Source organism: Streptomyces sp. NPDC045846, assembly GCF_056431605.1.
Window position 1 is genome coordinate 1 of the sequence record NZ_JBWKKJ010000032.1, and the last position, 22,973, is coordinate 22,973.

Consider the following 22,973-nt stretch of genomic DNA (forward strand, 5'->3'; position numbering starts at 1 on the left):
GACGACCGGCTCCTCCACGGCCCCGTGCTCGGTCATGGTCTCACTCATCAGGCGTCTCCTTGATCATCGGATCCGCCGTCTATTGGACACTCCCTCCCTCTGACCCGACGGATCCGGCTTCGGTGGCTTCGGCGAGTGGTCGGGGTCCGGTGCCGGGGGCGATGACGTGGAGTGTGAGGGCGCCGGAGAGTACGACGGTGCCCTCGTCCTCGGGGCCGACGGGGTCGGGGTCGGCGTCGTCGATGGGGTCGGCCGGGACGACGGGGTGGGGGTCGCAGTGGGGGTCGGGGCGGGGGGCGGGGTCGGTAGCTTCAGGTCGAAGGACTCCGTGGGGTTCGCCCCCAGGGCTTCCTTCGTGTACGCGGTCCAGATCTTCGCGGGGTAGCCGCCGCCGCCCGCGCGCTGGCCGCCGCCGAGGCCGTTGAGGCTGACCTGGCGCCCGCCCTCGCCCTCGCCGAACAGGCCCACCACGGTGACCAGTTGGGGCGTGTACCCGGCGTACCAGGCGGACTTGTTGTCGTCCGAGGTGCCGGTCTTGCCTGCTGCGGCCGCCGTGAAGCCCCCCGTGCGCACCGCCTTGCCCGAGCCGTTGTCGACGACGCCGGACAGGACGGAGGTCACCGAGTCCGCCGCGTCGCGGCTGATGGACCGGCCGGGCTTCGCCATGCCGAGACCTGGATCGGCGCCGCTGGCCCGCTTGACGGACTCCACGATCGTCGGGGCGTTCTGCTGCCCGTGGTTGTCCAGGGTCGCGTAGGCGGCGGCCATGTCCAGGGGGCTGGCGCCCATGGAGCCGAGGGAGATGGCGGGATGGTTGGTGAAGCCGCTGGTCGCGCTCATGCCCATGCCGGTCGCGGTCGCCTTGACCTTGTCGAGGCCCACGTCGACGGCCATCTGCGCGAAGACCGAGTTGACCGAGTCGTCCATCGCCGACTGCACGGAGATCCGGCCGTAGCTCCTCTGGTCCTCGTTCTCGGGGGCGAACGGGATGCTGCTGCCGCGCACCGGGCGCTTGTTGGTGCCGTCGTACACGGTGTCCGCGTCGATGCGCCGGCCCTCCTGCGTAGTGGAGTGGTGCTCCACGGCGGCCGCGAGGATCAGCGGTTTGAAGGTCGAGGCGGGCTGGAAGTCCTGGCGGCTGGCGTTGTTGATGTAGTGCTTCAGATAGTCGGTGCCGCCGTACAGGGCGAGCAGCTTCCCGGTCTTCGGGTCGAGGGACACCGCACCCGCCTGCACGGCGCGGTCCGCGGCCCGGCCGCTCGGGTTGATCTTGCTGGTCAACTCTGACTGGACTGCCGCTTCCAGCGCCTTCTGCTTGGCCGGGTCCACGGTCAGGGTGATGGTCCAGCCGCCCGCGTCGAGCTTCTGCCCGTCGACACCGCGGCGGCGCAGCTCGTCGTCGGCTGTCTTGATCAGATACCCGGTCTGGCCCTTCAGCCCGGCGGCGGGCTTGGGTTCGGCCGGCACGGGGAAGGTGAGCGCGTCCCGCGCCCCCTTGTCGAGCCAGCCCTGCTTGACCATGTTGTCCAGGACGTAGTTCCAGCGTTCCTTGACGCGCGCCTTGCCCACGTCGGTCGCACTCGCCCAGTCGTACTGGCTCGGCGCCTGGAGCAGCGCCGCGAGATAGGCGCCCTCGGCCACGGTGAGCTGCTTGGCGTCCTTGTTGTAATACGCGCGGGCGGCTGCCTGCACCCCGTACGAACGGCGCCCGAAATAGCTGGTGTTGAGATAGCCGGCGAGTATCTCGTCCTTGGTCGCCTCACGGTCGACCTTGAGCGAGATGATGAGTTCCTTCGCCTTGCGCGTGACCGTCTGTTCCTGCGAGAGGTAGAAGTTCTTGACGTACTGCTGGGTGATGGTGGAACCACCCTGGGTGCCCCGGCCCAGCGCGGTGTTGACGAGGCCGCGGACGGTGCCGCTGAGGGAGACCCCGGAGTCGCTGTAGAAGTCCTTGTTCTCGGCGGCCAGCATGTCGTGCTGGACGTCCTTGGGTATCGCCTCCAGCGGCACGGACTCCCGGTTGACCTTGCCGGTGCGGGCGAGGACCTGCCCGTCCTTGGTCATGTAGACGTTGCTCTGCAACGTCGCCGCCGCGTTGCCCTCGGGTACGTCGACGTAGAGGTACAGCGCGACGAAGGCGCCCAGGGTGAGCGCGCACACCGCGATCGCGTAGCCGAGCAGCTTGCGCCAGGTGAACCAGCGCCGCAGACCTTTGCGTTTGCCCCGCCCGGCCTTCCTGGTGCGGCGGGCCGCCCTGCGCTGGGTGCCTCGTCGTGCTGCGGCTCGGCTCATGATTCCCGGATCTCCGTGCGTCTACGTTCCGGCGCTCCGCGCGGCCCTGTGGCCGCCCCCGAGCACCCGAGGGGCTCTGTCCGGCGTCAGTCTGGCACAAATAGGAAGAAAGGCTTCCCTTGGGAGATTTTAAGGATATTTGGCTTATCTTCAGGCGGTTCGGGGCACACTGCACGGCATTCGCCGGCGCCAGTCCGGAAACCGAGCAGGAAAGGAGGGCGCATGCGCCACCTCGACGGCACGGTCCTCCCCGGTCGCAGTCCACAGCACCACGAGGGCGGTCACGGGTCCGGTGAGCCGCAGTTGGTGCGCCTCGATCCGCAGGAGCACCTCGCCTGGGCCGAAGGGCCGGAGGCCGGGGCCCTGGGCGGGGCTGGCTTCATGCAGATCCCGTCGTGGGGCCGGGTCAAGGAGGGCTGGGAGGCCCAGAGCGTCGGCTGGCGGATGCCGGACGGACGGATCGTGGGCGCCGCCCTGGTGCTGAGCCGCACCATTCCCCGTCTCGGCCGACGCTTCTGCTACCTGCCCGAGGGGCCGGTCATCGACTGGCGCACACCCGACCTGAGCCGGTGGCTCGACCCCCTGGTGGCCCACCTGCGCGCGCAGGGAGCCTTCGCCGTCCGCATCGGCCCGCCGCTGGACCACCGCCGCTGGGAGGCCGCCGCCATCCGCGACGCGGTCCGTGACGGCAGCGCGCGCCGGCTGCGCGACGTGCTGCCCGACCAGGTGGACCCGGTCGGCGCCACGGTCGCCGACCGCCTGCGCACCCTCGGCTGGCAGCCCGCCGACCAGGACGCCCAGCCGCGGTTCGCCTTCCGCCTGCCGCTCGGCGGCCGTTCCGCCGACGACCTGTGGAGCGGCCTCAACTCCCAGTGGCGGCGCAACGTGAAGAAGGCGGTCGCCTCCAAGGTGAGCCTGGAGGTGGGCGGGGCCGACGACATCGCGGAGTTCTACCGCCTCCAGCGGATCACCGAGGAGCGCAACGGCTTCAGCCTGGGCCGCCAACTCCCTTACTACCAGCGGCAGTACGAGGAGCTCAACGCCGAGCGCCCGGGCCGGATGGAACTGCATCTCGCCCGGCACGGCGGCGAGGTTCTCGCCGCGCACACCCTCATCACCGTCGGCCGGCGCGCCTGGTACCTCAACGGCGCCTCCGCCGACCACCGGCGGACCGTGCGCCCCAGCAACGCCCTGCAATGGTCGATGATCCAGAAGTGCCGCGCCGCCGGCGTCACCACGTACGACATGCGCGGTGTGCAGGACTGCCTCGACCCGGACGGCGGCGACTACGGACTGCTGCGCTGGAAGCTCGGCACCGGCGGCCACGTCGCCGAGAACCTCGGCGAGTGGGACATGGTGCTCAGCCGTCCCCTGCACCTTGCCTTCCGCGCCTATCGGGCCAGCCGCCACTGACCTCCCGCCGCCGGTCCCGCCCCCCTATTCTCCCCGCTGACGAAGGCCCTCGACTCACGTGAACCACCATCACGCCACCCACCGGATACCGGCCCCTCGCGCGAAGGCAACGGCTCTGGCCCTCATCACGGTCCCCGGACTGCTGCTCACCGCCTGCGGATCGGGCGAGAAGAAGCCGGCCCCCGTGGACGTCCCCCGGATGACGGTCACCCCGGCCGACGGAGCCCGCGAGGTCAAGCCGGGTGACCCCATAGCCATCCGCGTCGACCACGGCACGCTCGGCTCGGTCCAGGTCACCGCCCCGGACGGGAAGCCGGTCGGCGGCGCGATGCGCGACGGAGCCTTCGTGCCCGAGTCACCGCTCGCCACGAAGGCGACCTACCAGGTGCGGGTGACGATGAAGGGTGGCGACGGCAAGGAGACAGAAGCGCGCAGCAGCTTCACGACGCTGGAGCCGAAGACGACCGAGACCGTCACGGTGCTGCCGTCCAAGGGGTCCACCGTCGGCGTGGGCCAGCCCGTCTCGCTGACCTTCGACCACCCCGTCAAGGACAAGGCCGCGGTGGAACGCCGTCTCAAACTCACCACGGACAACAACACCGAAGGGTCCTGGGGCTGGGTGAAGGAGACCCTCACCGACAAGGACCGGATCGACTGGCGCCCCAAGGAGTACTGGAAGCCCGGCACCAAGGTCACCCTCCAGGCCGACCTCAACGGCGTCGACACCGGAGGCGGCCGCTACCTCGTCCGCTCCTACTCCACCGAATTCACCATCGGCAAGAGCCAGATCGCGAAGGTCGACCTGAACGCCCACCGCCTCACCTTCGAGCGCGACGGACAGGACATCAAGACGATGCCGGTCACCGGCGGCGACGAGCAGCACGAGACGTGGAACGGCAAGATGACCCTGATGTCGAAGGACGGCACCATCCGGATGAACTCCCAGACCGTCGGCATGGGCTCCGCCTACGACCAGATGGTGCAAAAGTCGATGCGGCTCACCGTCTCGGGCACCTACGCCCACCAGGCCGAATGGGCCGAGGCCACCATCGGCACGTCGAACACCAGCCACGGCTGCCTCGGCTTCACCACCGCGGATGCCACCTGGCTCTACGACGAGGCCCAGGTCGGCGACGTCTTCCAGGTGACTGGCGGCAAGGAGACGGTGGCCACCGGCAACGGGTACGGCGACTGGAACCTCACCTACGACCAGTGGCAGCACAACTCCGCGCTGCGGCAGGGGAACTGACGTTGACCACCGCGACCGAGGCCACGGCGCCGGATACCGCGCCTGACGCCGATCCGCCCGTCGGCCGTGGGCTGCGGCCCTCCCCGGAGTTCCTCATGGCGGCCGGCGCGGTGGCCTCCCGGGCCACCGGATTCCTGCGGGCCGCGGTCGTGGTGGCCGCCCTGGGCTCGGGCATGCTGGCCGACGGATACAACGTCGCCAACACCGTCCCCAACATCCTGTTCATCCTGCTCATCGGCGGAGCCCTCAACACCGTCCTGGTCCCGCACCTGGTGGCCGCCGCCCAACGGGACCCGGACGGCGGTGCGGCCGCGGTCGACCGGCTGCTCACCCTGCTCGCCGTCGCCCTGCTCGCCCTCACCGTGGCGACGACGGCCGCCGCACCGTGGATCGTCGATGCATACACGTCCTACAGCGGTGCCCAGCGCGAACTGACCCTGCACTTCGCCTACTTGTGCCTCCCGCAGATCTTTTTCTACGGCATGTTCACCGTGCTGGGCCAGGTCCTCAACGCGCGCGGCCGGTTCGGCCCCATGGCGTGGACCCCTGTACTGAACAACCTCATCGTGAGCGCGATCTTCGGCCTCTACCTGGTGTGCGCGGACGACGTCCGTACCGCCGGCGAGATGACCGGCGACCAGGTCAAGGCCCTCGGCGTCGGCACCACGCTCGGCATCGTCGTCCAGGCCCTTGCCCTGCTGCCCGCGCTGCACGCCGCCGGTGTGCGCTGGCGCCCCCGCTTCGACTGGCGCGGCAGCGGTCTCGGTGCGCCGCTCGGCACGGCGGGCTGGACCCTGCTCATGGTCCTCACCGACCAGGTCGGCTACTGGGTCGTCACCCGCCTCTCCACCCGGATCGCCGAGCACGCGGCCGCGGCCGGCGTGGGCTACGGCGTCGGCTACACCACCTACTCCAACGCGTATCTGCTGTGGATCGTCCCGCACGGTGTGATCACCGTGTCCCTGGTGACCGCGCTGATGCCGAGGATGAGCGAGGCCGCCGCGGCCGCCGATCTGCCCAGGCTGCGCGGCCAGGTCTCCGATGCCCTGCGCCGCAGCGGCGCGTTCACCGTCCCCGCCGCCTTCACGTTCCTGGCCCTCGCGCCGCAGATCGCCACCGTGGCCTTCGGGCACGGGCGCACCAGTCCCGGCGACGTACACGCCATCGCCCTCACCCTGATGGCCTTCGCTCCCGGCCTCGTCTGGTACTCGGCCAACTACGCGCTCTCGCGCACCCTGTACGCCTTGCGCGACGGACGCACCCCGTTCCTGCTCAACCTGATCGTGTTCGCCGTCAACGCCCTGGGGGTGACGGCCAGTTACCTCCTCCTGCCCACCCGCTGGGCAGTGATCGGCATGGCACTCTCCTTCGGCCTCGCCTTCACGGCGGCCGCCCTGGCCACGGCCTGGCTCCTGCGCCGCCGCCTCGGCGGCCTGGACACCCGCCGCGTCCTGCGCAGCCACGCGCTGTTCGCCGCCGTCTCGGCGTGTGCGGCCGCACTGGCCCATGGGATCGCCCACCTGGTGCCCCACTTCACGGGCGAAGGCTTCACCGGCACGTTGCTCGGCCTGGCGGCCGGAGCGGTTCCGCTGCTGGGCGCGGCGTTGTGGGCCCGGCGGCGGGTGTGACGGTGGGGGCTGCCGGAGCAAGCGCGGCGACGAGGCTTCCTGACATACCGATCGGAAGAACCCGGCGCCATCCGCGTCCGGCTCGACGCGTCACCGTTGGGGGCGGCCGTCGGTGCGGGCCCACTGGACAAGGCCGCGCCGTCACCCGTGCCGTCGTCGGTGTCGAGCACCTTGTCCGTGGCCACGTCGGTGACGACGTACCTCTGCCGAGTCCCCCGACGCCGCCGGCGTCAGGGCCAAGGCGACCGGACCCGGGGAACAACGGAGCCGTTCCCCGGAGCGAAGGTCCCGTGGACGGCGTCACGAAACCTGCCTGCGGCCCTTCACCACTCAGTGATTCCGTCCCCGATGGGCACACCCGTCTGGGACAGCTCCGCGTGGGCGACGGCGGAGGCCGAAAGGGCACGAACAACCGTGTGCCACCGGCGAGTTGGCTCCGCCCCGGAGCCGACCTCCGGCCCGTCCGCTGTCGCGCCCGTGCGCGCAACAGGATCCGAGGGGGGTCGGCTCATCGCGTCTACCATCATCCGGCATTCCTCTGCGAGGTGGCATTCAGCCCAGATTGGCTGATTGATGCCATCATGCAGAAAACGGCCTTAAAGGATGCCGAGGACCCTTAACTTCCTTTTGGGAAACGGTCAACTGCCGCCGTTCGCCTGCGTGCCATGTGCCCCCTCGGGCGAAGTCGGTTGTCTGGTAGGGAAGTCGGCCACGAACCGTGCTCCCTGTCCGGGCGGGGTCTGCGCTGCTTGCAGCGTGCCGCCGTGCCGGCGCGCGATGTCGCGGGCGATGGCAAGGCCCAGGCCGCTGCCGCCCGCGTCGCGGCTGCGGGACTCGTCGAGCCGGGTGAAGCGCTCGAAGATCCGCTCGCGGTCGGCGGGCGGGATGCCGCACCCGTCGTCCCGGACCTCCAGACGCACGCCGGACTCCATTGCGACGACCGTCACGGTGATCTCGCGCTCCGCGTGCCTGGCCGCGTTGTCCAGCAGGTTCCGCAGCAGACGTCGCAGTTGGCTCGGGCTGCCCCGCACGACGGCCCGCGTCGGCGCGCATACGGTGACGGTCAGTGTGCTGGCCGGGACCAGCTCGGTGACCGTGTCCTTGGCGAGGTCGGCCAGGTCGACGGGGGCGGTGGCGGTGTCGCATTCAGCGGGGCGGGCCAGGAAGAGCAGGTCGTCGGCGAGCTGTTGGAGACGGCGCACCGCAACGAGTGCCTCGCCGGTCGCCTGGGGCCAGTCGGTGCGTTCCGGGTGGGCGAGCGAGACCTCCAGATTGGTGCGCAGCGCCGCGATGGGGCTGCGCAGTTCGTGCGAGGCGTCGGCGACGAACCGGTGCTGCTCCTGGGCGGAGCGCTCCAGGCGGTCGAGGGTGTCGTTGGTGGTGACGGCCATGCGGAAGATGGCGTCCTTGGCTCTGGGCACAGGGACCCGTCGGTCGAGCTTGTTCTCGCCGATGACGGCGAGCTCGGAGCGGATCGCGTCCACGGGGCGCAGCGCGCGGCGGGTGGAGAGCCAGGCGATGCCCGCGACGAGGAGAGCGGCTGCCGGGATGCCCACGGCCAGCGGCAGGTCGAGGACGGAGACGGCGGCCTCGGCGGCGAAGGGGGTGACCAGGACGTACACGGTGTATATGCCGGGCCCGGAGTCGTTCCTGATCCCGGGGCCCGTGCCTTCGTCGGGTGCTCGGTCGAGCCGGTTGACGTAGCTGTAGACGCCGTACGCGGTGAAGGTGTTGCCGGACAGGCGGTTGCGGGCCTTGCCCTCGCGTTCCTCGAACCGCGCCTTCACTTTGATGTGCCAGCTCGGCATGGCTTTGGAGGGGGCCGGTGTGAACGGGTGGCCCACGGTGGACTGGCTCTTGAAGGGGTCGCCCGTGAGCACCGGGACACCTTGAGGGTCGAGCACGATGTAAGGCAGGCCCACCGTGTCCCCGTGGATGATCGGCCCCCCGATGTCCCGGTCCGCCGCGTTGTCCCGGGCGATGACCCGCGCCTGGTTCAGGGCCTGCCCCTCGGCCGCCGCCATCCGCGAGTCGTACACGTACTGTCGCAGCCACCAGGCGCCGGCGGTGGCGAGCAGCAGTGTGGCGAGCCCGGCGGCGACGGCGGTACGTGCCCCGGTCGAGAGCCGCGCGAGCGGGCTACGCACTGTCGTTGGCGAGTCGGTATCCGGCGCCGCGGACGGTCTCGATGGTGTGCCGTGCGAAGGGGGCGTCGATCTTGCGGCGCAGGGCGCTGACGTAGACCTCGACGATGGCGGGGCCGCTGTCGTAGGCCATGTCCCACACCTCGCCGAGTATCTCCGTCTTGGACCTGACCTGGCCGCCGCTGCGGGCCAGGCAAAGGAGGACGTCGAACTCCCTGGTCGTGAGGGAGATCTGGGTCTCGCCCCGCCCGCAGCGCCGAGCCCCTGGATCGAGCCAGAGGTCACCGGCGTGCAGCACCGTGTCGGGTGCGGTGCCAGCACCTCCGCGCCGGATGAGGGCACGCAGCCGGGCCATGAAGACGACGTAGGAGAACGGCTTGGTGAGGTAGTCGTCGGCGCCCGTGTCCAGCCCCTCGGCCTCGTCGTACTCGCCGTCCTTGGCGGTCAGCATCAGGATCGGCGTCGCCACCCCCGCCTTGCGCAGCTCGGCGCACACCCGGTACCCGTTCAGCCGCGGGAGCATGATGTCCAGCACGACCGCCTGGTACTGATGGCGCTCGGCGAGCCGGAGCCCCGTGATGCCGTCCGGCGCGATGTCGACGGTGTACCCCTCAGCCTCAAGACCGCGCCGCAACGCCGTGGCGACCTGCTGGTCGTCCTCCACCACCAGGATCTCCATGCCGCCCAGCATGCCAGATTTGACCGAACACATGAGAAACATCCTTTTGATGCGTAGTTGCCCGCCAATGCACTTTGTGTTGAGTCGTACGTGCTGTTGAGGGCGGCGGCATCGGCCGCAACGGGCCTCAGAACAGGGCGAATTCACCGATCCAGAGGCCCGGCCACTCGGGCCGGGACGCGTCCGCTACTTCTTGAGGACCGCTTCCATCACGGCCTTGGCGATGGGCGCCCCGAGCTTGCCGCCCGAGATCTGGGTGCGAGAGATGTCCGTCATGTCCTTGGGGTCCACGAACACCGCGACCGCGACGGGGGACGTGCCGTCGGCCTGCTTCGCGTACGAGACGAACCACGCGTAGGGCCGTTCCTCGCGGACGTCGGCGCCGTGCTGCGCGGTACCGGTCTTTCCACCGACCGTGAACCCGTCGATCCGCGCCTTGCGGGCGCTGCCGTCGTCGACGGTGGCGGTGGCCTCCATCATCTTCTGGACCTTCTTCGCCGTGGCGCTGGAGACGGCCTGGCTGAGCTGCTTGGGCTCGTTCTTCTCGATCGTCGACAGGTCCGGGCCGCGCACCTCGTCCACGAGGTGCGGCTGCATCACCTTGCCGTCGTTGGCGAGCGCGGCGGTCACCACGGCCATCTGCAACGGCGTGCTGGTCAGGCTGCCCTGTCCCATGCCCGTCATCGCGGTCTGCGGCCGGTCGAGCTTGTCCGGGTAGAGGCTCTTGGCCGCGGCGAGGTCCCCGAAGCCCTTGTCGTAGAAGGTGGAGTTGAGCCCGAACTTCTCCGCGATCTCGCGCATCTTGTCCCGCCCCACCTTGTCGGCCGCGTTGAGGAAGACGTTGTTGCAGGAGATCTCCATGGCCCGCTTCATCGAGACCTTGTCACAGGCTGCGTCACCCGGGTCGCTGGTGATCGTCGTGGTGGACAGGGGCAGCGGATAGGGGGACACCGCGCCGGAGGACGCGTCGATGTCGGTGACCGCGCCGGTCTCCAGCGCCGCCGCGGCCGTGAGGATCTTGAACGTCGAGCCGGGCGGATAGGTCTCGCGCAGCGCCCGGTTGCTCAGCGGCTTGTTCGCGTCGGCGTCGAGTTCCTTGAACTTGGCCCCGTCGGAAATGCCCGCGAAGACCGACGGGTCGTACGACGGAGTCGAGGCCATGGCGAGGATGCTGCCGGACCGCGGGTCGATGGCGACCACGGCACCCTTGGCGTTCTTCAGAGCGGTCAGGCCCTTGTAGGCGGCCTCCTGGGCCTTCGGGTCGATGGTGGTGATCACGTCGCCGCCCCGGGGCTTCTCGCCGGTGAGCAGGCTCTTGGCGCGGTCGAAGGCGAGCCGGTCGTCGCGCCCGCTGAGCACCTTGTCGTAGGTGTGCTCCAGCAGGGAGGTGCCGATGAGCTGCGAGGCGTACCCGGTGATGGGCGCGTACATGGCGCCGTCCTTGAACGTCCGCTTGTACTTGAAGTCGCCGGAGGACTCCTCCGAACCGGTGATCGGTGAGCCGCCGACGATGATGTTGCCCCGCGGGTTGGCGAATGCGGCGATCTTCACCCGGCGGTTGTCCTTGTGGTTCGCCAGGGCGTCGGCCTCGGCGAACTGGATCCAGGTCGTCCGCACCAGCAGTGACAGCACCAGCAATCCACAGAAGACCGCCACGTGCCGCAGGGGCTTGTTCACTGATTCCGCTCTCTTCGTCTGTGTCTTCGGCCCAGGGGTTTCCGACATCAACGGGTCGGCCGCCGGGCGACGTTGCTGGGATGGGAAGGGGCAGGGGGACCGGGGGCCGGTACGGGGCGCGGGCCCGTGGCTGCGGACGGCCGGCGCGGCGCCGAAGCCGCGAGCCCGTCCGGCGCGCCGTCTACCAGCGGCACCCGTGCTGCTCCAGGAGGCCCTTGGCGTGGGCGTCCTCGGGAACGGGGACGTCGCCCGACTTCGGGTCGTCCAGGACGAGCTGGTCGCTGCGGGGCGCATCCGCGGGCCGCGCCGCGAACCGGTTGTAGATGGCCGGCCGGGCGGGCTCGGTCTTCGTCGCCGCCTTCGCCGGGAGGTCCGACAGATGGACGATGGTGACGTTGCGGGCGGCGTACGAGGTGCCCGCCAGGCAGCGCTCCGCCGCACCGAAGGCGCGGTTGTAGCGCCCCTGGTCGTCACTACTGGCCCAGCTGAACAGCATGCCGCCGGTCAACGCCGCGCAGAGGCCCACGACCAGGCAGCCGCCGAGGAATCGTGGGAGGCGGTTCGGCACCTTCCGCCACACCAGCCACAGGCCCGCGCCGGTCATCCCCGCGGCGATGACCGCGCACACGACCGCGAGCACGGAGTAGTCCGCCAGCGCCGGCGAACCGGCGATCAAGGACCACCGCGCCACCAGCACGGCCAAGGCCGCGACCGCGGTCAGCAGTACGACCAGGTATGCACTCGCGGTCCGTCGTGACATCGCCGTGCGCCTTCCGTTCAGGACATGGATTCCTCCTCCTCGTGGATAGTCCTGCCACCGGTGCGTGCGGATCGGCCGTTCGGCCGGGGCGGCGGGCCGATCGGCTATTTCGGTCGCCGGTGACAGGACGAGGGGCGAACGGGGGCGGGTCAGCCGGCTTTCATGACCTTGTGGATCCAGTCGAGGTGGGCGGCCACGTCGACGAAGGTGCCGTCGGCGGGGTCGGCGGCGTTTCCACCCGAGGTGACGGCGGCCAGGACTTCGACGCCCCGGGAGTCACGGATCGTGCCGGGCCCTCCCGAGTCGCCGAAGGAGGCGTTGACCCGGGAGTCGTGGGTGTTTGTGTCCTGAACGTGGATGGAGCTGGTTGTAGGAGCAGTTCTTGAAGTGATGCTGTGCGGAAGATGAAGGTTGTTGGCCCTTCGAAGTCGCCCTGCGGGGGGAGGCTTCAAACCACCTCGTGCTGCGTTGGCTGAAGACCGTCGTGGTGAGCGACGAGGAAAAGGCGTCGTAAGAGGCGTCAGGTAGGGACCGGGAAGACGAACGCAAGTGAATCGCTGCTGACGTGTCGTAAGAACCAAGGCGACATCAAAACCGGGGTGTATACCCAATCCCGGGATGAGTCTGGCGGGTGCCCGTTTACTGGCCAGGTGGTGTCCGGCATGCAGGCGACGTGAGCCCGGTCTGCGGCTTCCGCATGGAACAGGAGAAGGCGCTTCTTGCCGCTGCCCGTCTTGACGGCGGGAAAGAGGGAGTGTCCCAAGCAGCCGACACTGCAAGGGATCGAGTACCGAGGCCAGGAGCGCTGGCGGACCGGCTCGTAGTAGTGGTGAAGCCCCTGTAACAGGGGTGGAGCGAAGGGGCCGGGTCGTTCGTGGCTGAGTTGATCGCGTCAACCGGGTAGTGCCCGGGAGGAATTCGGTGGACCAGTTGAAGTCACAGGCCAAGCCGTTTGAGATTTCGAAGTGGGAAGTCAAGGAGGCGTGGGAGGAAGTCAAGGCGAACAAGGGCGCTCCCGGAGTGGACGGGCAGTCTCTGGACGAGTTCGAGAAGGACCTGAAGGGAAACCTCTATAAGGTCTGGAACCGAATGTCGTCGGGGTCTTATTTTTCGCAGCCGGTGCGCGCGGTGGAGATTCCTAAACTGCATGGCGGAGGCACGAGAATCCTCGGGATTCCTTGTGTGGCTGACCGGGTGGCGCAGACCGTGGTGGCCAGGCATCTCATGCGTCGGGTGGAGCCTGTATTCCACCCAGATTCGTATGGATACCGGCCTGGGCGGTCAGCATTGGACGCGGTCGCACGCTGCCGGGACCGCTGCTGGAAGAGGAATTGGGTCATCGATCTCGATGTCGCCAAGTTCTTCGACAGCGTGCCCTGGGACCTTCTGGTCAAGGCGGTGGAAGCTCACACCGACGCCGTTTGGGTGATTTTGTATGTGCGGAGGTGGCTCGAAGCCCCGATGCAGCAGCCCGACGGCAGCCTGCTGGTCCGGGACCGGGGAACCCCGCAAGGGTCCCCGGTCTCGCCCGTGCTGGCGAACCTGTTCATGCACTACGCGTTCGACATCTGGCTGGCCCGGGAATACCCGGGTGTCTGGTTCGAGCGTTATGCGGATGACGCGGTCATCCACTGTGTCACCGAGCGTCAGGCCACAGAGGTACTGGCCGCGCTGATGGACAGGATGGAACAGGTCGGGTTGCGTCTGCATCCCGACAAGACCCGGATCGTGTACTGCAAGGACGGCAAGCGCCGGAACTCGTACGAGAACACTGCGTTCACCTTCCTCGGCTACACATTCCGTGCCCGCAGGAGCCGGGACAAGAAGGGGCAGAAATTCCTCTCCTTTGACCCGGAGATCAGCAAAGAGGCCCTGAAGCGGCTCAGTGCGGAGGTCCGTTCCTGGCACCTTCATACTCGGGCCGACCTCTCATTCAACGATCTCGCCCGGTGGGTCAACCCACGGGTGGCGGGGTGGATGCAGTACTACGGCCGCTTCCGGCGGTCGGGGCTGGATCCCCTTCTGGCGCGCATCAACGCCTACTTGGTGCGATGGATCCGCAAGAAGTATGAACGGCTCAGGGCGAAGCGGAAGGCCATCGCGAAGATGGGGGAGATCGCCGAGCGGTATCCCCGCATGTTCGCGCACTGGCCCTGGACCACTTCGTCGGCCTGGTGACCAGAGCGACAGGAGCCGTGTAACGAGAGATCGTTCCGCACGGTTCTGTGAGAGCCGAGGGGTGAGATTCCCCTCGGCTACTCGGCGGATGCCCGCTGTGTTCCCACTGATGGGGAGGGTGGCCTCCTGGAGCCGGTCGGGATGGTCGTCGGCGGTGCCAGGGCCGGAGCTGGTGTTTCCCCACCCCAGGAACCTGAGGGCGGTGCCGACTGCCGGGGTCTTGGCGGCCAGGGGCAGGGGCGCCTTGTCGGTGACGGGTTTGTCGAGCTTGATCAGTGCGAGGTCGAAGTCTCCGAAGTCGATGTGCGGCGTCTCGTGGGGGTCGGGAGTGTAGGGGTGTGCGTTCGGGGCGCGGCGGACGTTCTTCTATCGGTGGAGCCGCGCGGCTCGCTCATGAGACCGGGGTGGGGCCCTGCATGTGCTCGCTGATCCACTGGATCAGGCCTCCGGACTCCATGTTCGGCACGTACGTCTTGGCGTTGTGCTCGCCGCCCTGGATGAGGTTCAGCTTGGTGTGGATGGGGCCCTTGGTGTAGCGGTGCACGAAGTCCTTGATCGGGGCCACGGCCGAGGCCTCCTTGGTGCCGACCTGGAAGGCGATGTACACGTCCGGCTTTCCGGCTTCGATGAGCCTGGGGGCGAGCACCTTGGGGTTGTTCTCCGCCTTCTCCTTGTCGTGGCCCTTCCACAGGCGGGAGTCGGGCGAGACGTCCGGGCCGGAGGCGATGACGGCCTTGAACCGGTCGGGCTTCTGCAGCACCGCCTTCAGGCCGGCGAAGTCGCCGGTGGACGAGCCCATGAAGGCCCACCCGTCCCGCGAGTTGATCGTGCGGAAGTTCTCCCTGGCCAGGTCGGGTACGTCCTCCGTCAGCCAGGTGCCCATCTTCTGCTGGCCGGGGATGTCACTGCCGTCCCAGTACAGGCCGCCCTTGTCGGGCTCAGGGTTGAGCACCGGCATGACGACGATGAACGGGAGGCTCTTGCCCGCCTTGGACCACTGGGAGATGCTCGCCTCCAGCTTGAGGTCGGTTCCCATCCAGTAGTTGGTCGGGTACCCGGCGCCGCCCGGCAGCGCGATCATCACGGGGAAGCCGCTCTTGGCGCACTTCGGGTCGTTGTACTGCGGCGGGACCCAGACCCACACCTTGCCCTTGAACCCGGACTTCTTGCCCTCGTACGTCGTGACCGCGATCTTGCTGCCGTCCTCGGGCACCGTGCCCGAGATCTTGAACTCGGACTTCGGGCCGGTGGGCATCGACGCCCCCGACGTGCCGCGTCCGTTCCCGCCGTCCGACTTGCCGTCCTGGCCGAAGCTGATGGCGTCGCCCTTGTCGGAGAACACGTCGAAATGGCTGAGCACCGGCCACGAGGCCAGCCCGAGGACCGCCACCACGGCGGCTATGAGGACCCAGCGTTTGGTGCGGCGGCGGCCCTGGACGGGTGTTGCCACGGTGTCGGGGGGTGTCATCGTCTGCGCTCCGCGTGGTGCTGGTGGCTGAAGGCGGACCGGCCGTCGCAGGGCCGGGTCACGACGACCTCGGTGCGGCTGAGGCGCAGGTCGTCCGCCCTGTCCCCGGCGACGGCGCCGGCCCCGAGGAACAGGTGCGTACAGGTATCTCAAGACGCATTAAGAGTTCTCTAAGAGGCGTTCTGCCAGGGGCGTGGCTCGGCCGCCCCCCGCCCGGCCTCCGAGCCGATCGCTCCAGCCGCCGCCCGGTTGCACCCGCCGATCACACGGTCCGGTCACGGTCACACGGTCCGGTCACTCCGCGGGGTCGGACGGAGTGGGGGTGGGGGTGGGTGGTGTCGGTGTAGGCGTGGGCGGGGTGGGGGTGGGCGAATGGGTGCGCGGCGGTCTGGGGGTGTGCGGGGAACTCGGCCTGTTGGTGTACGGGCGTTCGTTCTGCGGCGTATGGGAGCGGTAGGGGCTGCTGTCGGTGCTCGGCGCGGTGTCGTCCGGATCGGTGCGGTACGGCGGCGTGGGGCTGAGCTGCTCCTGCGGCGAGAGGGACGGCGTAGGGGACGGGGGCTTGGGGGCGCCGCTGCCGCCGCCCGTCTGCGTCGTACCGAATCCGTTGAGCGCGACGGCCGTGCCGATCCCGACGGCGGCCAGAGCGGCCACCCACATCGCGGCGCGCAGCCCCGTCCTGCGGCGCGGCTTGCCCGCACCGCTCTCGGCGTCGTCCCCGGGCCGGTGGGCCGGCTGAGCCATGGTGTCCCCGTGCACGGGGTGGCCCATGGCCGCCGTCGCGCCGGGGCTGCCCATCGCCGGAGTGTGGGCACCCTCGTGCATCAGCTCGACCGGGCCGGTGTTCCAGGTGCCGGTGTGGCCACCCTGCGCCTGCAGCATCTGCAGCCCGTACTGGACCAGACCCCGCATCTCCTCCGCCGACTGGAACCGGTCGTCCGGGTCCTTGGCCAGCGACCGCATCACCAGACCGTCCAGCTCCGGCGGCGCCACATGCGTCACCTGCGACGGCGGCACCGGCATGTCCTGAACGTGCTGGTAGACCACCGACAACGGTGTCTCACCGACGAACGGGGGCCGCAGCGCGAGGAGTTCGTACAGCAGACAGCCCGTGGCATACAGGTCGGAGCGGTGATCCACCGCCTTGCCGAGCGCCTGCTCGGGCGAGAGGTACTGCGGGGTGCCCATGACCATGCCGGTCTGCGTCATCGTCGACTGCGCACCGTGCAGCGCCCGCGCGATGCCGAAGTCCATCACCTTGACCGCACCCGTGTCCGTGATGATCACGTTCGCGGGCTTGATGTCACGGTGCACGATCCCGTGCTGATGCGAGTACGCAAGCGCCTCCAGCACACCGGACACGATGATCAAAGCCTGCTCCGGCGGCGGAGCGTCCGCATCCACCAGGAGATCACGGATGGTGCGGCCCTCGACCAGCTCCATCACGATGTACGGGACGGTCTGGCCGCCCACGAAGTCCTCACCGGAGTCGTACACCGCCACCACCGCGTGGTGATTGAGCCCGGCCACCGACTGCGCCTCACGCGTGAACCGCGCCTTGGACACCGGGTCCTCGGCAAGATCGGCACGGAGCAGCTTCACCGCGACAGTGCGGCCCAGACGCACATCCTCCGCGGCGAACACCTCCGCCATACCACCACGCCCCAGCCGGTGGGTGAGGCGATAACGGCCGTCGCCGACGAACTGGTCGGCGGTCACATGGAGGTCGGCGGGTTCGGCATCCATTGGTTCTCACATCACCTCTGAGCGGGCCGCGGAATCGGCGCGTTCTGATTCCCCGTCACCGGCCCAACCTGCGCGAGCACTTCGAACCCGCCTGTGGGCGTCCCTTCATCGTGACCTGCCGCACTACCCACCTGGCGGGACCACAAGTCCCTGAATTACTGCCGAAAGTCCCGGTTACGCCCTCCCCAGGCGATGGCCAGGGAGACGCCCGGCCGCCCGGCCGCCACATCCGGGCGACCGGGTTCGGCTCATCGGCGAGCCGTACGGTCAGGTGCGGTTGCGGGTATTGCGGCCCATGCGGTGCCAGGTGTGACGGCGGCCGCGGATGGCGACGGAGTAGTCGTAGAGGAACTCGGGGTCCGCTGCGCCGGCCACGTACGCGTCGCCGATGTGGTGGGTGTCGACGCCGATGTCCTTGGCGTTCAGGGCCGCTACGAACTGCGCAGCACGCTCGGCCGATGAGCAGGATCTCCTGAGAGCGCTCTTAATTGCCTCTTAGCTTGACTCTGTCGGGGATCTTGGAGTTGCCGAGGTCAGGTGCCAGGGTTCGCCAGGATTTTGGCCGGGGTAGCTGGCGTTGGTCGAGGTAGTCCTGGAAGGCGGTAGGCCGACGGGACTTGGGGACCTCGTCGGTTGGTGGCAGTCCGCTGAGGCGCTCGATGTTGACGGCGATGGCCGTCAGGACGTGCTGGAGGTGGGCCTTTGACTGACTTCGGTAGCGGCACCGGCGCATGCCGTGTCCGTGGGCGAACTCGTTGATGGTGCCCTCCACTCCGGAGCGGACCGCATAGCGGGCCTTCCACTCGGGCGTCTGCTGTTCAGTACGGACGCGAAGTTGCAGCTCGCGGAGCTCTCGCGGGGGAAATCCCACGGTGCGGACGTTGTCGGCGGTGCTGGTGCACTGCGCGCGGACCGGGCAGGGGCGGCACTGGCCCTTGGTGAACCGGGCCACGATCAGTGGGGCCGCGGTGGGCGAGGAGGTCGGGTAGGGGCCGTGCCAGCCCGCACTGACCTGGCCTTGAGGACAGGTGACCTGCTGATTGTCGTAGTCGATGTGGAAATCGTCCCGGGCGAAGCCCTCGTTTTGGCGGTGCTGGCGGGTGGGGTTGCTCTTCAGCGGCCGGGAGACGGTGACCTGGTGTTCGCGGGCGGCTTGTTCCAGGTGGGGCAGGGAGGTGTAGCCGGCGTCGACCAGGTGCTCGGCGGGCAGCAGCCCGCGGCGGGCCAGACGGGTGTGGATGCCGGGCAGGACCTGGCTGTCGTGGGTGGTGGCCGCGGTGGTGACCACGTCCGTGATCACGTTGGGGTCGTCGGGAGCACAGGTCTCGGTCAGATGTGCGGAGAACCCCTTCCAGCTGATGATGTGTCCGTGGCGTGCGTAGCGGGCCGAGGTGTCGTAGGGAGAGACGATGGCCCGGGACGAGGGCGGCAGCCCGGGCCCGCCTTCCTTCTCGGCCGCGCGCCAGCGCAGGCGGCCCGTGGTGTCACGGTCGTAGTTCTGCACCATGATCTGCCGCAGAGCCTGGATGCGGGGGCCGGACGTGCGGTCTGTTCCGTGCCGGTAGAGGTGTTCCAGGAGCCGCAGGACGTCGTTGCCGGTGTTGAGGATCCGGGTCTCGGGCTGGGTGGAGTTCTTCCCCCCAGGCGGACCGGCCGGCCGTAGCGGAGCCCCCAGTCCTCATCAACGAGCCCGTCCAGGAGGTGAGGGGAGATACCGGCGACTTCTTCGAGAGCGGCGCGGACCGCCTCGGTGATCAGCTCCGGGCGGGTCAGGTCCCGCACCGCGGCCAGGACATGAGTGGAATCGGTGCGCTGGGTGGTGCGCTCGTGCACCAGGCCGGCCTCCTTGAGGCGGGCCAGCGCGAGGTCGAGGAGGCAGTCAGCACGGTCTCCTTCGGCGAGACGATCGCGGAAATCGGCCAGTACGCTGTGGTGGAAGCCGGGGTCGTCCAGCCCCATGGCCATCGCGTACTTGAAGTCGATGCGGCAGCGGACCGCCTCGGCGGCCTGCCGGTCCGAGAGACCGAGCACGAACTGCAGCACACAGACGGTGGCCAGCTGAGCGGGCGAGAGACCCGGACGTCCGTCCCGCGGGTACCAGTCGGCGAAGTCCTGATCGCGCCACAGCCCATCCAGCCGGTCTCTCACCCACATCGCCGTGGTGCCACCTGGGTTGCTCGCCCGAGCGATCTACGCGGTCAGAGAGGGGACTTGCTCACCGGAACGGGGGCGAAGGGACAACGGGCACCTCGACGACTGCACGGGCCAATGGAACAGTCCGAGCATGACCGTTGATCACGCAACCCCACCGGAAAACTCCAAGATCCCCGACAGAGTCAAGCTTAGATCTGCGGAAGATGATCGACCGTCAGGACATCGCCACTGTGCAGGTACCGGTGCCGTGGGGTGCTGTCGACAGGGATTTCAGGACCTGCTGAAAGCCATGGCGGACCGGTTCGCCGGCAAGCTGGCCAGGGTGAACCTTCCGGAGACCTCGGTTCAGGTACCCGAGGACGAACAACAGCGCACCGGATACACCGCCCAGAAGTACTTCGAGGCCGAACGCGCCAATATGCTGTACGGAAAGAAAGTCTTCAGCCGCGCCGACGGCGGCACCCCGTTCATCCAGTACGTCAATTACTGGCCCATGGACAAGGACGAGGAAGCCCGCTGCGATGCCGACGAGACCAACTGTGCGGATGAGAAGCGTATGGAGGAGTTCGTCAAGCCTGCGGCGGACTACGGGATAGGGATCGGCGGCCCGGACATCCTGCCGGACCGGTACTACCCGACGCGGAAGTCCTACCAGTTCATCGAGAAGTACAAGAAGCGGCTCCCTGTCGTCGCCATGGCGGTCCAGGAACCCACCCTCAAGTACCCGGACCCCAAGGATCCGCAGGGGAAGCCCTACACCCGGGAACGCTTCACCGACTTCGCGCGGGACACACTCGGTGCGAGTTCCATCTTCTGGACCGTTGAGGCGGACTGGCTGAAGAAGCCGGTGGGATAGGACGCGCGACGTCCGCAGCCCGTCCGGGCCCTGATCACGCGGAACGCGACCCGTTCACTTCCCGTTCGCCACCAACCCCTCGAACTCCTTGGCGGAAATGGCTTCCTGGGCGTTGTTGATCACGTCCAGGCGCCGGCCGTCGAGGAAGACGGCCGGGGTGCCGGTCGGGCCGGTCAGGCCGGCCTTCTTCCAGGCCTCGCCGAGATCCTTGCCCGTCGCCTTGTCGACCTTCGCCGTCCACGGCAGGTACGTGCCGTCGTTGACGGCCTTCTTCATCGCGGCCTGGTCCAGCCCCGGCACCTTCGCGGCGAGGGACAGCAGCTTGCCCTGGTCGGCGAAGGAGTCCTCCCGCTCGTCCGGCTGGTCCTCGTACAGCTCGGCGTGGAGCGCCGCGAACTGCTGGGTGCCCTGGTTCAGCGCCGCGCCCAGGGCGCCGAGCGCGCTCTTGGAGCCGTTGCCGCCGAAGTTGTCGTCCAGGAACGTGGCGATGTGGTACTGGATCTTGTACTTGCCCTCGTCGGCCAGCAGCTGCATCGTCGCGCCGAGCCCGCGCTCCACGATCCCGCAGAACGGGCAGCGCGGATCCTCGTAGACGTCCAGGGTGCGCTTGGCGGCCGGGTCGCCGTACGTGATGACGGTGCCGTCGGTGTCCGAGGCGTGCTGCGGGACGACCAGCGGGCCCTTCATGGCGGCCGCCATGGCGGCGTCGGTCTTTCCACCGCCGGAACCGGTGACCGCGATGATCACGCCGGTGAGCAGCGCGGCCCCGCCGAGCACCGCACCCGAGACGGTCAGCCGCCGGTACAGCCGCTCCTTCTTGGCCCGTGCCGCGCGCTCGGCCTGCATCCGTGCCCGTGCGTTGCCTTTGTCCTTCAATCCACTCGTCCCTCGGTCAGCCCTCCGCGCTCTTGCCGTCCCTCCAGCGTGACCGGCCGGACCCCGTGCCGCTGAGGACCACGGGTCACCGGTTGCGGGGACCAAAGTCCTGTGGCGGCCTCCGGAGTGGGCCAAGTCCTCGGGGTCCTGCGCGCCCCGGAGGCCGCCGCAAGAACGCGGCGCCCGCTACGGCGCCTCCACCACCGTCCCCGTCACCCGCCCCTCCCGCAGCAGCCGCCACATCTGCCCCCGGCGCAGCTTCCCGCTCGTGGTCCGCTTAAGGAGGCCGCGCCGGCCGGTGACGAGCGTGAGGGCGGGCTCGGGGCCCAGCTCGTTGCGGAGGAGTTCCGTCACCGCCCACGCCCAGGGGCCGGGCGGTGTTTCGACGAAGACGGCCAGGCCGGGGCGGCCCTCGTCGTTGACGGCCACGACACCTACCCGGTCCTTGTCCACGCCGGCCGCCGCGGCCACCTTCGCGTCGAGGTCGTCGACGTACACGCTGCGGCCGCGCAGCTTCAGGCTGTCTCCCATCCGGCCCAGCACGAACAGCTCGCCGTGGTGCCGGAACCCGGCGTCCCCGGTGCGGAGCTCACCGTCGACGAACCGGGTGGAGGAGCCCTCCCGGCCGCCGTGATAGCCGCCCGCGACCGAGCTGCCGGTCACCGCGATCTCACCGAGCCGGCCGTCGGGCAGCGGGTGCCCGTCGTCATCGAGGACGCGTACGTGGATGTCGTCCCCGGCATGCGGCGCTCCGTGCCCGATCAGCCAGCCGGAGCCGGGTTCGACGACCCGGTCGCCGAACTTCGCCTCCTCCTCGATCGTCACGGCCTCCCCGATGCGCAGTGACGCCCAGTCCGGGCGGACCAGGACGATCGGCGTATCGGCACCGGTCACCGCGAGGGTGTTCTCGGCCAGGCCGTAGGCCGGCAGGAAGGCGCCGCGGGAGAACCCGGCCGGTTCCATGCGGCGGGCGAAGGCGTCGAGGGCCGCGGGATCGATCGCCTCCGCGCCCACGAACACCGAGCGCAAGCCCGACAGGTCCAGCTCCGCGAGGCGTTGCGGACGGATGCGCCGGGCCGCGTAGGCGAACGCGAACGACGGCGCCGCCGTGTGGGCCGCCTTCCCCGGCGCGAAGCAGGCGAGCCAGCGCGCGGGATCGCGGATGAACTGTTCCGGCCGCATCAGCCACAGCGGGGACTGCGCGGCGACGGGGAAGAGGCAGCAGCCGATCAGCCCCATGTCGTGGTGCAGAGGAAGCCAGGAGGCGGTGCCGTCGCCGTCCCGCCAGCCGACCATGCGGCCCTGTACGGCATGGTTGGCCGCGATGTTCGCCCAGGAGACCCGCACGCCGCGCGGCTCGCTGGTGGAGCCCGAGGTGAACTGGAGCAGCGCGGTCCCGGCCGCCGGTACGACCTCGGCCTCGACGGCGCCCTCCCGGGGCAGCCAAGGTTCGTCCGCCCGACCCGCCTGCTCCATCGCCCGCATGGCCAGCGGCGCGAACTCCTCGGCCGCGACCACGAGGGAGGGCTCGGCCTGCCGCAGGATGGCGGCGACGTACGCGACGTACTCGTCATCCGGCTGGAAGGAGGGCGGGACGAGCGGAGAGACCGTGGCGCCCGCCGCCCACGCGCCGAACAGCGCCGACAGGAAGTCGCGCCCGCTCGGCAGGATCAGGCACACGACGGAGCCCGGGCGCACTCCGGCCGCCGTCATGGCGGTGGCGGTACGACGGGCCGAGGCCGCCAGGTCGCGGTACGAGGCGAACTCCCAGCCGTCCGACTCGTCGGCCAGGTGCACACCGCGCTCCGGGTGCGGCTCCGTCAGCCAGGACAGGAGACGTGACATCGCGGATT

17 protein-coding genes and 2 pseudogenes are annotated in these 22,973 nt (G+C 69.2%); 5 read left to right on the forward strand and 14 right to left on the reverse strand.

The features are described from left to right. Positions 1 to 63: 63 nt before the first annotated feature. On the reverse strand, positions 64 to 2,292 hold the full coding sequence (locus tag AC07F3_RS40760) for a transglycosylase domain-containing protein (RefSeq protein ID WP_479120057.1): 2,229 nt from the start codon (positions 2,290 to 2,292) through the stop codon (positions 64 to 66). A 222-nt stretch (positions 2,293 to 2,514) separates the two neighbouring features. Between AC07F3_RS40760 and AC07F3_RS40765 the strand changes: the two genes are divergently transcribed. From AC07F3_RS40765 to murJ, 3 genes are read left to right on the forward strand one after another with little or no spacing between them, the layout of a single operon-like run. Continuing rightward, complete coding sequence (locus tag AC07F3_RS40765; protein WP_479120059.1) at positions 2,515 to 3,705, forward strand: lipid II:glycine glycyltransferase FemX; 1,191 nt, start codon at positions 2,515 to 2,517, stop codon at positions 3,703 to 3,705. 58 nt (positions 3,706 to 3,763) lie between these two features. Beyond that, positions 3,764 to 4,954 carry a L,D-transpeptidase gene (locus tag AC07F3_RS40770; RefSeq protein ID WP_479120060.1) on the forward strand — a complete coding sequence of 397 codons (1,191 nt, stop codon included), beginning with the start codon at positions 3,764 to 3,766 and terminating at the stop codon, positions 4,952 to 4,954. A 2-nt stretch (positions 4,955 to 4,956) separates the two neighbouring features. Next, on the forward strand, positions 4,957 to 6,582 hold the full coding sequence (gene murJ / locus AC07F3_RS40775) for a murein biosynthesis integral membrane protein MurJ (RefSeq protein ID WP_479120061.1): 1,626 nt from the start codon (positions 4,957 to 4,959) through the stop codon (positions 6,580 to 6,582). A gap of 638 nt (positions 6,583 to 7,220) precedes the next feature. Here murJ and AC07F3_RS40780 read toward each other — a convergent pair. The 5 genes from AC07F3_RS40780 to AC07F3_RS40800 all read right to left on the reverse strand — a co-directional run bounded on the left by AC07F3_RS40780 (position 7,221) and on the right by AC07F3_RS40800 (position 12,294). Further along, positions 7,221 to 8,729, reverse strand: coding sequence for a sensor histidine kinase (locus AC07F3_RS40780; RefSeq protein WP_479120062.1), 1,509 nt, complete (start codon positions 8,727 to 8,729; stop codon positions 7,221 to 7,223). Next, positions 8,722 to 9,405: a response regulator transcription factor gene (locus tag AC07F3_RS40785; RefSeq protein ID WP_479120092.1), complete on the reverse strand. Its 684-nt coding sequence runs from the start codon at positions 9,403 to 9,405 to the stop codon at positions 8,722 to 8,724. Before AC07F3_RS40785 ends, AC07F3_RS40780 begins: the two co-directional genes overlap by 8 nt. A 186-nt stretch (positions 9,406 to 9,591) precedes the next feature. Continuing rightward, positions 9,592 to 11,082, reverse strand: a complete 1,491-nt coding sequence (locus AC07F3_RS40790; protein ID WP_479120064.1) for a peptidoglycan D,D-transpeptidase FtsI family protein — start codon at positions 11,080 to 11,082, stop codon at positions 9,592 to 9,594. A gap of 181 nt (positions 11,083 to 11,263) precedes the next feature. Continuing rightward, a complete protein-coding gene (locus AC07F3_RS40795) occupies positions 11,264 to 11,842 on the reverse strand; it encodes a hypothetical protein (protein WP_479120065.1) in 579 nt (192 codons plus the stop codon). Between the two features lie 149 nt (positions 11,843 to 11,991). After that, positions 11,992 to 12,294, reverse strand: a complete 303-nt coding sequence (locus tag AC07F3_RS40800; RefSeq protein WP_479120067.1) for a hypothetical protein — start codon at positions 12,292 to 12,294, stop codon at positions 11,992 to 11,994. A gap of 469 nt (positions 12,295 to 12,763) precedes the next feature. Between AC07F3_RS40800 and ltrA the strand changes: the two genes are divergently transcribed. Beyond that, positions 12,764 to 14,020 (forward strand): group II intron reverse transcriptase/maturase, encoded by a 1,257-nt coding sequence (ltrA, locus tag AC07F3_RS40805; RefSeq protein WP_479120069.1) that lies wholly within the window; start codon positions 12,764 to 12,766, stop codon positions 14,018 to 14,020. A 60-nt stretch (positions 14,021 to 14,080) separates the two neighbouring features. Here ltrA and AC07F3_RS40810 read toward each other — a convergent pair. From AC07F3_RS40810 to AC07F3_RS40835, 6 genes and pseudogenes are all read right to left on the reverse strand, one after another. After that, a pseudogene (locus tag AC07F3_RS40810) lies at positions 14,081 to 14,323 on the reverse strand (trypsin-like serine protease); the annotation flags it as partial. 88 nt (positions 14,324 to 14,411) lie between these two features. After that, positions 14,412 to 15,488, reverse strand: coding sequence for an alpha/beta hydrolase (locus tag AC07F3_RS40815; RefSeq protein ID WP_479120070.1), 1,077 nt, complete (start codon positions 15,486 to 15,488; stop codon positions 14,412 to 14,414). Between the two features lie 294 nt (positions 15,489 to 15,782). After that, positions 15,783 to 17,234, reverse strand: a complete 1,452-nt coding sequence (locus AC07F3_RS40820; protein ID WP_479120072.1) for a protein kinase domain-containing protein — start codon at positions 17,232 to 17,234, stop codon at positions 15,783 to 15,785. A 267-nt stretch (positions 17,235 to 17,501) separates the two neighbouring features. Continuing rightward, positions 17,502 to 17,723: a DUF7916 family protein gene (locus AC07F3_RS40825; RefSeq protein ID WP_479120094.1), complete on the reverse strand. Its 222-nt coding sequence runs from the start codon at positions 17,721 to 17,723 to the stop codon at positions 17,502 to 17,504. After that, positions 17,719 to 18,741 carry a transposase gene (locus AC07F3_RS40830; protein WP_479120073.1) on the reverse strand — a complete coding sequence of 341 codons (1,023 nt, stop codon included), beginning with the start codon at positions 18,739 to 18,741 and terminating at the stop codon, positions 17,719 to 17,721. The genes AC07F3_RS40825 and AC07F3_RS40830 overlap by 5 nt, the downstream gene beginning before the upstream one ends. A 455-nt stretch (positions 18,742 to 19,196) precedes the next feature. Further along, positions 19,197 to 19,388: pseudogene (locus tag AC07F3_RS40835) on the reverse strand (transposase); the annotation flags it as partial. 130 nt (positions 19,389 to 19,518) lie between these two features. On the opposite strand from AC07F3_RS40835, the gene AC07F3_RS40840 reads away from it, so the two are divergent. Then, positions 19,519 to 20,244, forward strand: coding sequence for a hypothetical protein (locus AC07F3_RS40840; protein WP_479120075.1), 726 nt, complete (start codon positions 19,519 to 19,521; stop codon positions 20,242 to 20,244). A 54-nt stretch (positions 20,245 to 20,298) separates the two neighbouring features. Here AC07F3_RS40840 and AC07F3_RS40845 read toward each other — a convergent pair whose 3' ends face one another. Both AC07F3_RS40845 and AC07F3_RS40850 read right to left on the reverse strand, forming a co-directional pair. Then, positions 20,299 to 21,120: a thioredoxin domain-containing protein gene (locus tag AC07F3_RS40845; protein WP_479120076.1), complete on the reverse strand. Its 822-nt coding sequence runs from the start codon at positions 21,118 to 21,120 to the stop codon at positions 20,299 to 20,301. A 186-nt stretch (positions 21,121 to 21,306) separates the two neighbouring features. Continuing rightward, on the reverse strand, positions 21,307 to 22,965 hold the full coding sequence (locus AC07F3_RS40850; RefSeq protein ID WP_479120077.1) for an AMP-binding protein: 1,659 nt from the start codon (positions 22,963 to 22,965) through the stop codon (positions 21,307 to 21,309). Between the last annotated feature and the right edge of the window lie 8 nt (positions 22,966 to 22,973).